General features: G+C 71.5%; 12 protein-coding genes. 2 read left to right on the forward strand and 10 right to left on the reverse strand.

Annotated elements, in window-relative coordinates:
- Positions 1-103 precede the first annotated feature (103 nt).
- The 3 genes from FB453_RS16915 to FB453_RS16925 all read right to left on the reverse strand — a co-directional run bounded on the left by FB453_RS16915 (position 104) and on the right by FB453_RS16925 (position 3,563).
- Positions 104-1,354: a glycosyltransferase family 4 protein gene (locus FB453_RS16915; protein WP_145791401.1), complete on the reverse strand. Its 1,251-nt coding sequence runs from the start codon at positions 1,352-1,354 to the stop codon at positions 104-106.
- Positions 1,355-1,453: 99 nt separating this feature from the next.
- Positions 1,454-2,557 carry an NAD-dependent epimerase/dehydratase family protein gene (locus FB453_RS16920; protein WP_145791403.1) on the reverse strand — a complete coding sequence of 368 codons (1,104 nt, stop codon included), beginning with the start codon at positions 2,555-2,557 and terminating at the stop codon, positions 1,454-1,456.
- On the reverse strand, positions 2,526-3,563 hold the full coding sequence (locus FB453_RS16925) for an MraY family glycosyltransferase (RefSeq protein ID WP_145791405.1): 1,038 nt from the start codon (positions 3,561-3,563) through the stop codon (positions 2,526-2,528). Before FB453_RS16925 ends, FB453_RS16920 begins: the two co-directional genes overlap by 32 nt.
- Before the next feature lie 146 nt (positions 3,564-3,709).
- On the opposite strand from FB453_RS16925, the gene FB453_RS16930 reads away from it, so the two are divergent.
- Positions 3,710-3,922, forward strand: coding sequence for a hypothetical protein (locus FB453_RS16930; RefSeq protein ID WP_145791407.1), 213 nt, complete (start codon positions 3,710-3,712; stop codon positions 3,920-3,922).
- On the opposite strand, the gene FB453_RS16935 is transcribed toward FB453_RS16930, so the two are convergent.
- The 3 genes from FB453_RS16935 to FB453_RS16945 all read right to left on the reverse strand — a co-directional run bounded on the left by FB453_RS16935 (position 3,894) and on the right by FB453_RS16945 (position 7,848).
- Positions 3,894-4,319, reverse strand: coding sequence for a hypothetical protein (locus tag FB453_RS16935; RefSeq protein ID WP_145791410.1), 426 nt, complete (start codon positions 4,317-4,319; stop codon positions 3,894-3,896). The two genes, FB453_RS16930 and FB453_RS16935, sit on opposite strands and share 29 nt — an antisense overlap.
- Positions 4,320-4,343: 24 nt before the next feature.
- Positions 4,344-5,228, reverse strand: coding sequence for an aminoglycoside phosphotransferase family protein (locus tag FB453_RS16940; protein WP_145791669.1), 885 nt, complete (start codon positions 5,226-5,228; stop codon positions 4,344-4,346).
- A 127-nt stretch (positions 5,229-5,355) separates the two neighbouring features.
- Entirely contained in the window at positions 5,356-7,848 is a 2,493-nt protein-coding gene (locus tag FB453_RS16945; protein WP_145791412.1) for a Tex family protein, read from the reverse strand.
- A 155-nt stretch (positions 7,849-8,003) separates the two neighbouring features.
- On the opposite strand from FB453_RS16945, the gene FB453_RS16950 reads away from it, so the two are divergent.
- Positions 8,004-9,515, forward strand: coding sequence for a deoxyguanosinetriphosphate triphosphohydrolase family protein (locus tag FB453_RS16950; protein WP_112584707.1), 1,512 nt, complete (start codon positions 8,004-8,006; stop codon positions 9,513-9,515).
- Positions 9,516-9,546: 31 nt separating this feature from the next.
- Here FB453_RS16950 and FB453_RS16955 read toward each other — a convergent pair whose 3' ends face one another.
- The 4 genes from FB453_RS16955 to FB453_RS16970 all read right to left on the reverse strand — a co-directional run bounded on the left by FB453_RS16955 (position 9,547) and on the right by FB453_RS16970 (position 14,106).
- A complete protein-coding gene (locus FB453_RS16955; RefSeq protein ID WP_145791414.1) occupies positions 9,547-10,695 on the reverse strand; it encodes an MBL fold metallo-hydrolase in 1,149 nt (382 codons plus the stop codon).
- A gap of 124 nt (positions 10,696-10,819) precedes the next feature.
- Positions 10,820-11,824 carry a serine hydrolase gene (locus tag FB453_RS16960; RefSeq protein ID WP_186718348.1) on the reverse strand — a complete coding sequence of 335 codons (1,005 nt, stop codon included), beginning with the start codon at positions 11,822-11,824 and terminating at the stop codon, positions 10,820-10,822.
- 112 nt (positions 11,825-11,936) lie between these two features.
- Positions 11,937-12,866, reverse strand: a complete 930-nt coding sequence (locus FB453_RS16965; RefSeq protein ID WP_145791418.1) for an SDR family NAD(P)-dependent oxidoreductase — start codon at positions 12,864-12,866, stop codon at positions 11,937-11,939.
- A gap of 55 nt (positions 12,867-12,921) precedes the next feature.
- A complete protein-coding gene (locus tag FB453_RS16970; RefSeq protein ID WP_145791672.1) occupies positions 12,922-14,106 on the reverse strand; it encodes a zinc-dependent alcohol dehydrogenase in 1,185 nt (394 codons plus the stop codon).
- Positions 14,107-14,586: the final 480 nt, after the last annotated feature.

The following is a 14,586-nucleotide window of genomic DNA, read 5'->3' on the forward strand; positions in this document are numbered from 1 at the left end:
AGTGAGCCTGGCCGCTGTCACGGTCAGAGCCGCCGCCGTCCGGTTTCGTCCACCGGTGCCGCCGGGTGAGCTGCCGCGTTCGGCGGCGCCACCGGCGCAGTGGTCACCGATCGGCCGGGACGTGGTCCCGGACCGCCTTCTCCAGGTGCCTGGCGAGGGCAACGCTGCCGACCCGTTCCGAGAGTCGTTCCAGGTAGAACTGCCGGCCGCTGCGGCCCAGCTCTTCACGTTTCTCGGCGCCCAACTCGTACATCCGACGGATCGCGTCGGCGAGGGCGTAAGGGTCGCCGGGGGGAGCGACGAATCCGGCGCCGGACTCGTCGACGAGCCGGGCCGCGTCACCCGCCAGGGCGGCGACGATGGGACGGCCGCAGGCTAGGGTGCTCTGCACCTTGCTGGGCATGATCGAGCGAAGGAAGGGCTGGTCGCGCAAGGAGATCAACTGGACGTCCCCGAGTGGCATCAGCTCGACCATCCGCTCGATCGGCTGCTGGCCGAGGAAGACCACCCGGCCGGGTGCGTACCGTGCGGCCGATTCGCGGAGCCGCCGCTCTTCCACGCCGCTGCCCGCGAACACGAGCGTCAGGTCCGGGATGTCGGCGAGGTACTCCAGTGCGTCGACGGCGACATCGAGCCCTTGGAGGTTCCCCATGCTTCCCGCGTACATGACGACGAAGCCCTGCAGCCCGAGGGAGGCCGCCATCTGCGGATCGGGTGTTCTCGGGCGGAAGACCCGTTCGTCGACCCAGTTGTAGACAACCGACAGTTTGTCTCGCGGGACTCCGCGGCTGTTCAGGATGTCGGCCATACCCGGCGCGATGACGGCCACCGACGATGCGTTCCGATGCGCCGAGTCGCAGAACCGGGTGAGCATCCGGATTATCAGGTCGGTGCGACGGCCAGGGCGCACGTAGTCGCTCTCCGCCAGGGTGTCCGGCCAGAGGTCCTCCATGAGGATCACGTACGGGCGTCCGTGCAGCCAACGGGCCACCATCGCGGGCAGCGCCACGGTCGCCGGCGAGGAGTAGACCAGCCACACGTCGACCTTGCGGAGCAGGTCCAACCGGGCCGCCGCCGAGGCCGCGAAGCTGAGATAGTTGGCAGCCCGTCTGACTGCTGACCGGTCGTGGCTGGGCACCAGCGGCACCCGGTGCACCGAGACTCCGTTCATCTTCTCGAACCGGTACGGACGGATCCGGTAGCCCGGAGACAGTTGGCCGGACGGATAGTTCGGGAAGCCGGTGAGCACGTGCACCTCGTGCCCAAGTGCGACGAGCGACCGACTGATGATCCCCGGCAGAACGGCAGAGCCACCCTCCGGGTCGTACCACTGCGTGATGATCCCGATTCTCACCGCGTTGTCACCGCAGCCGGAGCAGCCAAGGAACCGATCAGGCCAGCCGAGCCCGACACGAGGGCGGGAGTCATGGAGAACCTTCCTGTTGGGGCGAAGCTACTTCGTCAGATACCGGTTGTTCCCGGCCGCTCCGCTGGTGTCGTGCGTTTGTGAGTCACCTGTTCTCGGTCGCGCGAGGGCCTGGGCGCTCGGTGGCGAGGCGGGTGTCGGCCCGGTCCGGGCGGTCCTCAGCCGCTCCCATGCCTCGGGGCGCAGTTGGGGGGCCAGCCCCTGGTCGGCGAGCCAGCCCGGCGTCTGTCGCTTGCCGAACAGGAGCATCTCCACGCGTCGGGCATGCGCGTTGGCGTTCAGACTCGTCCGCCCGTACGCGGTGAGGCAGCGCGTCGCGTACCGCGCCACCCGTGGTGGAAGGTGCAGTGGGTCGCGGCCACCGAGAAGGCGGAGCAGGAGCCCGGTCGTCATGCCGTTGTGGGGCTGGAGAACGATGGGCGGTACTGATCCGTCGACGAGCCCGAGATGGGTGATCGCCGCGGCGACATCGTCGATGAGGACCTGGGGCGTTGGTGCGGTGCCGTCCCCGGCGACGCAGCTCGCGCGCGACTGTGCGAGCCGGATGAGAGCGCGGGTGTTCGGCCGATCCACGTCGTGCACCCAGGTCGACCGGTAGATGACAGTCTCGATGGAGTCCTCGCGCTGCAGCATTCGTTCACCGATCGCCTTGGAACGCGAGTACGGCGAGAAGGGCATCGTCCGTGCTGTCTCGTCGAGCGCCATCTGACCCTGCGCTGCCGCGGAACTGACGTGGACCAGTCGCCTGGCGTTGACCAGAGCGCTGGCTCGGGCGACCAGTGTGGGTAGCAGGCTGTTTCCGCCGTACAACTCCGCGCTGTCCGGGGCGGACCCGTTCGGCAGTCCGGCCGTGTTGATCACGGTCTGGGCGCCGTCGAGCTGTGCGGCGAGTGCGTCGACGACATCCTCGTAGAGATCTGCCGGCACCGAATCGGTACGGAGAGCCTGGGTGAGCGGCCACGACAAGCGCGGCGCGTCGACGGGCTGGACCTTGACGCCCCTGTTGCCCAACTCGGCGACGACCGCTCGACCGACGAAGCCGCTGCTGCCGAGCACCGCGACCTTGTCGATCGGCCGGCTCCCCGGGCGGCCGACAAGGTCACCGGATCGTTGAGCTGACAGTTCTGGCATGGATCGTTCTTCCTTCCGACAAAGGCTGGCGTCGCTGGGCGGCGAGCCACCCGGGGGCAGCGAGGTAGGCGGCAAGGATCGCGAGGGCTGTGACGTCCAGTGCGGCACGGACGATTGGCCCGCTGAAGGACGCGGCAACCAGGCAGCCGGCCACGGCCGCTCCGGCGACGGCTGTCATCACAGTGACCCGCTGGTGTGACCATCCGCCGTCGGTCAACCGCTGGTAGGCATGGTGGCGGTGCGGGCGATACCAGGCCTCGCCGTTACGGATACGGCACAGGAGCGTCCAGCCCGTGTCGGCGAGATAGAGGGCCAGTGGCGCCACGGCTGCCTCCGGCGGGGTGCCGCGAACGACGGCGTACGCGGCGATCGTGGCGAGCGCTCCGCCGAGGGCGTACGACCCGACGTCACCGAGGAAGACCTTCGCGACCCAGGCGTTCCAGGGGAGGAATGTCAGGGATGCGGCGGCGATCAGACTGCCGGCCGCGGTCAGCAGCGGGAGGTCCGTGAGCACTCCGAGCACGGCGTACACCACTCCGCCGAGGATCGCGTGCACCGCCGAGATGCCGTTGATGCCGTCCATGAAGTTGAAGGCGTTCACATACGAGGTCAGCCAAGCCGACAGGGCGAGTACCAGAAGCACGTGGACGTACAACGCCTGCCCATCGGGCACCAGGACCAGAGCCGTGCCCACGCCGGCGAGCAACTGCAGAAGCAGTCGGCTGCGGATCGGGACACCCCGGAGGTCTTCCAGGAGCCCGATCGCCGCGAAGAAGAGCAGCGGTACGGCGATGGATCGTGCGTGCTCGTTCAGGAGAAGTGCGAGCCCTGCCGCCGCGGCGACTCCCACGCCGCCGCCGCGCGGGATCGGTGTGCTGTGCGAGGAACGCTCCGACGGTATGTCGAGAACTGCGGCTGCTCTGAGCAGGCGAAGGATCAGTGGCTGCAACAGGGTGCCGACGGCGAGTGCGAGCACGATTCCGCCAGCGAGCGGAACACTCAGCATGGCGTGGTTCCTGCCGAAAAGAAGTGAGGATCCTCTTTAATATGTACGAGATTCACCACTTGCGCCTTTGGGTTGAACCGGTGATATAGGGATGAATCGATCTTAGAAGGTCGCTACTATGAGTAAACGACTGTTCTCGGTATTCGGTGTGGAGCACGCAGCTGAAACTGCTCACGTTGCCGTCGAAGACGTCCGGCAGCCCGGTTCGGGCGCTGACCTCGTTACTCACCCTGCCGGCGGCGGACGTGACGGTGGCCGCCTACCGAGTGTGGGACGAGGCGGCCGGGCTGCTCACCCTCGTGGTGCGACGGGTCCGGTGGTGGAGCCTGGTCAGGTCGCGTCGTTCAGCAGTCGGGTGAGCAGCGTCCGCAGCGGGATCGACTCACCGTCGCGACCCCCCGCTCCGACGACCAACGGCGCCGCGCTGGGCTGCGGGTCGACACCGAACAGCCGAGCCCGCAGACCGCCCGGCACGGTCAGCAGGTGGAATCGACCAGCCACGTCCACCGCCCGGGTTTCGGCCCGGTCGACGTACCAGCCGGTCAGCCCGGTCCGGTAGCGCCCACGCCCGTCGTATCCCCGGGCGACCAGCCGGGTGGTGGGCAGCCCTCGCCGGGTCGCCTCGGCCACGAACCAGGCCACCAGCTCCGCCGCCTCCGCGTGCTCGGCGGCCCGCCGCCGCGCGTCTGCGTCGGCGTGCGCCCGCACCGCCTGCCGCTGCTGATCCCGCCACTCCCGGGCGTCTCGCTCACCCACGACGCCGACGGTACGCGAGCCAACTCAGTCGAGCACGGCCCGCAGCGTGTGCCGGGCGATGTCGGCCATCACCGGGTTGGTCTCGACGTAGTACGGCAGCGCGTTGATCGCCTGTAGCAGCGCCCAACCGCGCCCCCGCTCCCACGTGTCGTCGTCCACGCCGAGCGCCCGCCGGTACGTCTCCCGCGCCCTGGCGTCGAGCAGGTTCCACGCCGGCATCAGGTCCACCGAGGGGTCGCCCACGCCGACCGCGCCCAGATCGATGACCGCGGCCAGCCGGCCGTCGCGGACCAGCAGGTTGCCCGGCATCAGATCGCCGTGAATCCACACGTCGGCGAGGTCGTCGCGGCGCGCGTCCCGGCACCGCTCCCACACCTCGCTGAGCGCGATGGTGTCGGTGAGCGCGCCGCTGACAGCGAGCGCGGCACGCACGCCGGCGTCCTCGGCGGCCAGCCGCCCGCCGCGCCCGTTCCCGGACCAGATCCGCCCGCCGGTGTCGATGCCGCGCAGAGCCGCCACCACGTCGGCCAGGTCGCGCGCGAAGACGTCGAGGTCGGCGATCCGGTCGGGCTGGGCCGTCTGGCCCGGAATGAACTGGTACGCCGTCCACGGCCCGGGGTACCCGTCGCCCGGCTCGCCGAGACCGAGCGGTTCGGGCACCGCGACCGGCAGGTGCCCGCCGAGCAGCACGGCGTGCTCCTGCTCGCGCCGCAGCTCGGCGCGCAGCTCGGGATCGGTCGAGGGGAGCAGCGGAAACCGCAGCACGATGTCCGGGCCGAGCCGGAACAGGGCGTTCACCGTGCCGGTCGAGGGGAGCGGCCGGACCGGCAGGCCCCGCCACCGCGGAAACTGCTCGGCCACCAGCGCGGAAACGACGTCCACGCTCACGTCCACCTGATCGGCGTGCATCCTCACCGCGAGATCATCACCCCGACCCTCGCGGCCACGCGAGCGGATTTTTTTCACCGCCCGCAGAGGCCGAGGTGCCGGGATGACCGCCCGTTCGGCGGCATCCCGGTCACCTGCTCGCGCCAGGTCAGGCCAGTCCGGCGCGGCGCAGGGCCTCCGCCATCGCGTCATTGGCCGGCGCCGGTGCGCCCTGCCGCTGCCCGCCACGACCGCCCTGCTGTCCGCCGCCGCGACCGGCCTGCCCGCCACGACCGCCCTGTCCGCCGCCGCGACCGCCCTGCCCGCCACGACCGTCCTGCTGTCCGGCGCCGCGACCACCCTGCGGGCCACCGGATGCGCTCTGCCCGCCGCGACCACCCTGCGGCGCGCGCTGCGCCGGGCCGCCACGCCCCTCCTGGCTCGTCCGACCACCACCGCCGCCACCACCGGCGGCGGGCTCGTCGTCCAGGCGCAGGGTCAGCGAGATCCGCTTGCGGGGTACGTCCACGTCGAGCACCCGGACCTTGACCACGTCGCCGGACTTCACCACTTCGCGAGGGTCCTTCACGAAGGTCCGGGACATCGCCGAGACGTGCACCAGCCCGTCCTGGTGCACCCCGACGTCGACGAACGCGCCGAACGCGGCCACGTTGGTGACCACGCCCTCCAGCACCATCCCCGTCGTCAGGTCGCTGATCTTCTCCACCCCCTCGACGAAGGTGGCGGTGCGGAACTCCGGGCGGGGGTCCCGGCCCGGCTTCTCCAACTCGGCGAGGATGTCGGTGACGGTGGGGAGGCCGAACCGGTCGTCGACGAAGTCGGTGGCCCGCAGCCCGCGCAGGATGCCGCTCTTGCCGATCACCGAGCGCAGGTCCTGTCCGGTGGTGGAGAGGATGCGGCGCACCACCGGGTACGCCTCGGGGTGCACGCTGGAGGAGTCCAGCGGGTCGTCGCCACCGGGGATGCGCAGGAAGCCTGCGCACTGCTCGAATGCCTTCGGCCCGAGCCGGGCCACCTTCTTCAGCTCGGTACGCGTACGGAACGGCCCGTTGGCGTCCCGGTGCAGCACGATGTTCTCGGCCAGGCCGGCGCCGATCCCGGAGACCCGGGTCAGCAGTGGCGCGGAGGCGGTGTTGACGTCCACCCCGACCGCGTTCACGCAGTCCTCCACTACCGCGTCCAGCGACCGGGACAGCTTCACCTCGGACAGGTCGTGCTGGTACTGACCGACGCCGATCGAGCGCGGGTCGATCTTGACCAGCTCCGCGAGGGGGTCCTGGAGGCGGCGGGCGATGGAGACCGCGCCGCGCAGCGACACGTCCATCCCGGGCAGCTCCTGCGAGGCGTACGCGGAGGCGGAGTAGACCGACGCGCCGGCCTCGGAGACCATCACCTTGGTCAGGTTGAGCTGCGGATGCCGGGCGATCAGATCACCGGCGAGCTTGTCGGTCTCACGGGAGGCCGTGCCGTTGCCGATCGCGATCAGCTCCACCCCGTGCGCCCCGGCCAGTCGGGCGAGGGTCTCCACCGACGCGTCCCACTGCCGGCGCGGCTCGTGCGGGTAGATGGTGTCGGTGGCGACCACCTTGCCGGTGGCGTCCACCACGGCGACCTTCACGCCGGTCCGCAGGCCCGGGTCCAGGCCCATGGTGGGCCGGGTGCCGGCCGGCGCGGCGAGCAGCAGGTCCCGCAGGTTGGTGGCGAAGACCCGCACCGCCTCCTCCTCTGCCGCCTGCCACAGCCGCATCCGCAGGTCCGCGCCGAGGTGGATGAGGATCCGGGTACGCCACGCCCAGCGGACCGTGTCGGTCAGCCAACGGTCGGCCGGGCGGCCCGCGTCGGACACTCCGAACCGGCCGGCGATGGCCGCCTCGTACCGGCTCGGGCCCGTCGGTACGGCGTCCGCCTCGCCCGCCTCCTCCGACTCCATGGTCAGGTCGAGCACGCCCTCCTTCTCGCCCCGGAACATCGCCAGGATCCGGTGCGAGGGCAGCTTCGGGTACGGCTCGGAGAAGTCGAAGTAGTCGGCGAACTTCGCGCCGGCCGCCTCCTGACCCTCGCGTACCCGGGAAACCAGCCGGCCCCGCGACCACATCTGCTCGCGCAGGGTGCCGATCAGGTCGGCGTCCTCCGCGAAGGTCTCGATGAGGATGGCCCGGGCGCCCTCCAGCGCGGCGGCGGCGTCGGCGACGCCCTTCTCCTCATCGACGAACCCGGCGGCGGTGGCCCGTGGATCCTGACCCGGGTCGGCCAGCAGCGTCTCGGCCAACGGCGCCAACCCGGCCTCGCGGGCGATCTGCGCACGGGTTCGCCGCTTCGGCTTGTACGGGAGGTAGATGTCCTCCAGTCGGGACTTCGAGTCGGCGGCCATGATCTGCGCTTCCAGGGCCTCGTCCAACTTGCCCTGGCCGCGGATCGACTCCAGCACCGCGGCCCGCCGCTCGTCGAGCTCGCGCAGATAGCGCAGCCGCTCCTCCAGGGTGCGCAGCTGGGTGTCGTCGAGCAGGCCGGTGGCCTCCTTGCGGTAGCGGGCGATGAACGGCACTGTGGCGCCGCCGTCGAGCAGCTCCACGGCCGCCCGCACCTGACGCTCGGCCACGCCGAGCTCGTCGGCGATCCGCTGATGAACAGACTGGGTCACGATCTCGATCCGCCTTCGGGAGTGGGTACGCCTGCATTCTGCCGGGCGGGTCGGGGCGCTGTCGCCGCGCCCGGCCGGGGCGGGGGGACCGAACCAGCGCGCCCGGCCGGGGTGACCGGCGGCGGTCCCGTCGGGCCTGCGCTAGCGTGGCGATCATGGAATCTGCTGCGGAGCCGCGCGCCCGGCGGCTCTTCGGCGGCAGCGCCCGGGCCCTCGGCGACCTCACGGCCAACCCGTTCCGTGCCGACCGGGACCGGATCGTCGGCTCGCCGTTCTTCGCCCGCCTCGGTGGTGTCACCCAGGTGATCAGCCCGGTCGGCTCCGGGCTGCTGGTGCACAACCGGCTCACCCACAGCCTCAAGGTGGCCCAGGTGGCCCGGGCGGTCGCCGAACGGTTGAGCGCCGACGAACGGTGGCGTGACCTGCTGGACAAGCTCGGCGGCTGCGACCCCGACGTGGTGGAGGCGGCAGCGCTCGCCCATGACCTCGGCCACCCACCGTTCGGGCACCTGGGGGAGCGGGTGCTGGACCGGCTGGCCCGCCAGCGCCTCGGCCTCTCCGACGGTTTCGAGGGCAACGCACAGTCGTACCGCATTGTCACCAGCACCGAGATCCGCGGCGCGGCCACCACCGGGTTGGACCTGACCGCGGCGGTCCGCGCGGCCATGCTGAAGTACCCGTGGACCCGCCTGGACCACCCCGACCCGCACCCGCGCACCATGGACCCGCCGCCGCGCGGCGCCACCCCGCCGCCGGACGACCCGGAGAGCGGCTCGTCGAAGTTCGGCGCGTACCGGACCGAGCTGGACGACCTGCGGCAGGCCCGGGCGCCGTTCGCCGGTCGCATTCCGGACTGGCAGCAGACCGTGGAGGCGTCCGTGATGGACACCGCCGACGACATCGCGTACGCCATCCACGACGTGGAGGACTTCTACCGGGTCGGGGTGCTCCAGCAGGGTTCGGTCTCCGCGGAGTTGATGGCCTGGCAGCGCGAGAGCGGGCAGCTGCGGGCGATCACCGACGCGGCGCTGGCCACTGCTGCCCGGCGACCCGGGGCGGCGATCGAGCGGCTACGCCGGCAACTGCACCGCAAGGACGCCTGGATCGCCGACGACGACGCGTTCGCGGCCGCCGTCGAGCACGTCCGCGAGGAGTTGGTGGACGGGCTGCTCGCGATGCCGTTCGACGGCTCGATCGAGGCCGAGCAGTACGTGGCCCGGTTCTCCGCCCGCTGGTCCACCCGCTTCGTCGAGGCGATCACTGTCACCGAACAGCCGTCGGTGCGCTCCGGGCACGTCCTGCTGGGCTGCGCGCAGTGGCACGAGGTGCAGGTACTCAAGTTCGTCCACCACCGGTTCGTGCTGGCCCGCCCGGATCTCGCCCTGCACCAGCGCGGCCAGGCCCGGCTGCTGGGCACCCTGGTCGAGGCGCTCTGGGAGTGGCTGCTCGACCCGGAGGAGGAGTCCCGACTGCCCCGGCGGCTGCACGACCTGGTTGAGCTGGCCGAGGCGGAGCTGCACCCGCGTACCCCGGACCGGATCGGGCGTGCCCGGGGCCGAGCCATCGTGGACTTCGTCGCCCAGCTCACCGACGGTCAGGCGGTGGCCATGCTGGACGCGCTCTCCGGCCGGTCGGGCGCGCTCTGGACCGACGCGTTCGTGCTCTGACCTGACTCAGGCGATGCCTGCCTGGCCTGGCTCAGGCGACGGCCTGCCACCAGCCGTCGACGGCGGGCGGGTCGTCGACCACCACCCGCTCGCCCGGCCGGGGAACGGCGAGCCGCACGTCGCGGGCCTTCGCCTCGGCCCACAGCCGGTCGACCGGCTCGGACCAGTCGTGCAGGGCCAGGTTGAACGTCGCCCAGTGCACCGGCACGAACAGCCCACCGCGCAGGTCGAGGTGGGCGCTGACCGCCTCCTCCGGGAACATGTGGATCGTCGGCCACGCCCGGTCGTACGCGCCGATCTGCATCAGCGTCACGTCGAACGGCCCGTGCTCGGCACCGATTTCGGCGTACCCGTCGAAGTAGCCGGAGTCGCCGGTGTAGAAGACCTTGCGGTGCGCCCCGGCCACCACCCACGAGCTCCAGAGCGTGCCGTCGCGGCGCAGCCCTCGTCCGGAGAAGTGCTGGGCGGCGGTGGCGGTGATTTCCAAGCCGGCCACCCGGTGCGACTCGGACCAGTCCAGCTCGATGATCCGTTCGGCGGGTACGCCCCAGCGGTCCAGGTGTGCGCCCACGCCGAGCGGCACCAGGAACGGCGCGGACTGCCCGGCGAGCAGCGCCCGCACGGTGGCCATGTCGAGGTGGTCGTAGTGGTCGTGCGAAATCAGGATGGCGTCCAGCGGGGGCAGCTCGTCGATGCCCACCGGTGGTTCGTGCAGCCGGCGCGGGCCGACCAGGCCCGAGGGGGAGCACCGCTCGCTCCAGACCGGGTCGAGCAGCACCCGCCGGCCCTCGATCTCGATCAGGGTCGAGGCGTGGCCGTACCAGACGATGTTGAGTTCGCCGGCGCTGTCGGCGGCCTCCGGCCCGCCGGCGCTGGGGCGCAGCAGCGGCACGGGCGCGGTGGGACGCCGCTTCTGCTTGCCGAAGATCAGCTCGCGGACCAGGTTGCGCCCCGGCTCGGCGATCATCGTGCGGGTGCCGGCCCGGTTGTGGAAGGTGCCCTCGCGGAACTGCGGCGAGCGGGCCGCCCGTTCGGCCCGCGCCCCGCTGAGCCGGCCACCCAGGGCCGCCGGCACATCCCGGGCGACCCACGCCAGGCCGGCCAGCGCGGCCAGGCCAGCGGCGCCCCGCATCCGTCGCCCGAGCGACCGTTCGACGTCCGTGTTCTGCGCTCGTGCCATTGCCGTCCCTCCGACGTGTCCGCCCTACACGGTAGTCACCCGGACCGACCCGTGCCTCGGTGGTCGCCACGCCGGGTCGGTCGCCGGCAGCGGCGACCGACCCGGGACGGACTTACTGGGTGCCCTAGCCGCCGTTGCTGGGGCGTCGGGCGGTGATCCGGAACGTCCTGCCCACGCCCGCGATCCGGTCCACAGCGGCCAGGAACTTCGGGCCCATGACGGCCCGGGCCTGCACCGCCGGGTGGGTCGCGCCGAAGTCCTCCGGGTTGGCCTGCCCGTCGGCGAAGAGGGCGTAGGTGAGCACCGCCGCGCCGGAGCGGTCGAAAATCACGCCGGCCTCGTGCCGGGCGTCGGCGTACCAGCCGGCCTTGGTGGCGATCCGGGCCCGCTCGTCGGAGGACATGGTGCGCCGGATGCCGTCGGTGAACGCCACCGGGGAGCGCAGGATGCCCAACAGGTACGTCGTCGAGGCGGGGGAGAGCAGCGTGCCAGCGACCAGGGCGCGCAGCAGGTCGTGCGTCTCCCGGGGTGTGCTGGTGCCGAGGAAGAACCGGTTCGGGTTCGCCACCGGCTGGACCTGGGTGTTCGGGAAGCCCTTGGCGACCAGGATGGAGTTGATCTCGGCGGCCGGGGCGACCAGCCCGCACAGCCGCACCGCCGTGTCGTCCGAGACGGTCAGCAGGTTGGCCAGCACGTGCCCGATGGTCACCAGGCTCGGGTACGCGCCGTCCAGGCTGAAGATGCCGTCACCGCCCGGCACGACGATCGCCGCGCTCACCTCGACCTGCTGGTCCAGGGTGAGCAGCCCTCGGTCGACCTTGTCGAGCACCGCCGTGGCGACGGCGATCTTGTTGACGCTGTACGCCTCGATCCGCCGGTCCGCGTCAGCCTCGACCGCGACCACCGGCGCACCGGCCGGGTCGGCGACGCTGACGTACGCCTGCCAGTTGCCGCCGGCCTCGGCGCTGTGCTTGGTGAAGACGGAGGCGACCCGGCGGGCGGCCCGAGCGGGGGTGGTCGGCGACGCCTCGGTGGTCTCGGCGGCGCTCGCCGGGGCGGCAGCGCCCAGCACCGTGCCGGCGGTGGCCACCGTGCCCAACCCGAGTGCCGTTCTGCGGTTCAGTCGCATGGTCAATCGTCTCCCCGATCGTGGTGTGCCAGAGCGCTTGCTGGCCCACCACCCTAGGCGAGTTGATCGATGCACGATGCCCCCGAATTTGTCCCGAACAGTCCCGAACAGGTCAACCGAACCGTCGACGCAGCGCGGCGCCCACCGCAACTACCGGCCCGGACACGAGTTGCCGCAGGTCGCGCAGGTGGCCGCCGCGTACCGCCTCGCCGGCCGGGTTCGCGGCGAAGACCGAACCGTCGTGCGCGGCGACCGACCGTCCACTCAGGCCTGCCGCCCGCATCAACGGCCCGACGAGGACGTCGTAAACCCCCGGCAGTACGGTGAACCCGGCCCGCAGCACCACGTTGAGCCGGCCCACCGACACCTCCCGGCGCGGCCGGTCCACACAGTCCACGATGGTCCGGGCCACCCGCTGCGGGCCGGCGACCGGCGGCGGAGGTCGCCCGATCCGACCCAGATAGTTGGCCGCCTGCTGGTACACCGGTGTGTCCACGCTGCCCGGGTTGACCAGACACAGCCGGATCTCCGGGCTGTCACGCAACTCCTGCTGCACCGTCCGGACCAGACCCTGCAACCCCCACTTGCTCGCCACGTACGCGCTCATGTACGGCGCGGTGATGTGCCCGAGCACCGAACCGGTGAGGATCACCGTGCCGGCCCCGGTGGCCCGGAAGTGTCGCAGCGCCACCCGCACCGAGCCGGCGGCGCCGAGCAGGTCGGTCCGCACCACCTGGTCGAAGACCCGTTCCGGCAACTCGTCGAAGCGGCCGTAGGCCATCACCGCCGCCGTGTGCACCCACACGTCGATGCGGCCGAAGCGGTCGATCGCGGCGCCCGCGAGCGCGTGCAGCGCGTCCGGCTCGGTCACGTCGGTCGGCACGGTCAGCACGTCGACGTCGGCGCACTCCTTGCGTACCTCGGCCAGGGTCGTGGTGGCGCGAGCGGCGAGGACCAGGCGGTCGCCGCGCTCGGCGAACGCCCGGGCCGTCGCCCGGCCGATCCCGCTGCTCGCGCCAACGATCACGACCACCCGGCTCACGGCACCGGCTGCATTCGTGACTGCGGGGCTCGCAACCCCGGCTCACTCCTCGCACTCACGGTTCGAGCACGACCTTGATGCAGCCGTCCTCCTTCTTCTGGAACATCTCGTACGCCTGCGGCGCCCGGTCCAGCGGCAACCGGTGGGTACGCAGGTCCTCCACGCCCAGCGGGTCGTCGTCGCCGGAGAGCAGCGGCAGGATCTCGTCGGTCCACCGGCGCACGTGGCACTGCCCCATCCGCAGCTGAATACCCCGGTCGAACATCTCCATCAGCGGCATTGGGTCCGCCTCGCCGCCGTACACGCCGGAGAGCGACACGGTGCCGCCACGGCGAACAGCCTTGAGCGCGGCGTGCAGGACGGACAGCCGGTCCACGCCCACCCGGTCGGTCATCGTCTGGGCCAGCTTGTCCGGCAACAGCCCGGCGGCGGTCTGGGCCAACTTCCCGGCCGGCGAACCGTGCGCCTCCATCCCGACCGCGTCGATCACCGCGTCCGGGCCGCGGCCGTCGACCAGATCAATCAACGCGCCCGGCACGTCGGACAGCTGGCTCACGTCGAGCACCTCGATGCCGTGCCGGCGGGCCAACTCCAGCCGCTCGGGAACCAGGTCCAGCCCGATCACCCGGCCCGCGCCGAGGTGGCGGCCGATCCGCGCGCAGAACTGCCCAACCGGGCCCAGGCCGAAGACCGCCAGGGTGCCGCCGTGGGGGGTGTCCGCGTACTTCACCGCCTGCCAGGCGGTGGGCAGAATGTCGGACAGGTAGAGGTAGCGCTCGTCCGCGCCGGTCTGCGGGATCTTGATCGGCCCGAACTGGGCCTGCGGGACGCGCAGGTACTCGGCCTGCCCGCCCGGCACCGAACCGTAGAGCGAGGTGTAGCCGAACAGGGACGCTCCCTTGCCCTCGCTGGTGACCTGTGTGGTCTCGCACTGCGCGTAGAGCTGGCGCTCGCACATCCAGCAGCTGCCGCAGGCGATGTTGAACGGCACCACCACCCGGTCGCCCGGCTTGAGCCCGGTCACCTCCGACCCGACCTCCTCGACGATGCCCATCGGCTCGTGGCCCAGGACGTCACCCGGCTTCAGGTAGGGCCCGAGCACCTCGTAGAGGTGCAGGTCGGAACCGCAGATAGCGGTCGAGGTGATCTTCACGATCGCATCGGTCGGCTCCTCGATCCGAGGGTCCGGGACCTCCTCGACCCGTACGTCCCGCTTGCCCTGCCAGGTGAGCGCCTTCATGTCCCTCATCCCTTCTCACTGCCGTCTCAAAAGACTGCTACCCGGGCTCGGGCACTTGAACCGGCGGCGTGTCCCTGGCGTGCCTCTCGGGCTGGCCTCGGGTTTGGCGGACGCCTCCAGACCTCGTCGAGCGGCGTCCGCCCGTGCGTCCGCTGGGTAGGCGGGTGAGTCCGGCCGGTGAGTCCGGTCGGTGAGTCCGGTCGAGTTGATCCACTCGGGTTCCTTGAAGTCGCGGTATCCGACGCCCGGTGACAGGCCGACTTCCTGAAACCCGAGTGGATCATGCGATGCGAGACGGGTGAGGCGTCTGCGCGACGGGCCGGGCGCGACGGGCCGGGCGCGACGGGTGCGGAGCGGTCGGCGTACCCCAGCAGGAGCGCAAGGTGCGGACGAGCCGTGACCAGGGTCAGGGCTGGGGCGACCGTCCCCGGCGCAGGAATCAAGCCTGACCGCCCGGAGCCGGGGACGGTCGCCCCAGCC

The organism is Micromonospora sp. CNZ322 (assembly GCF_007827755.1).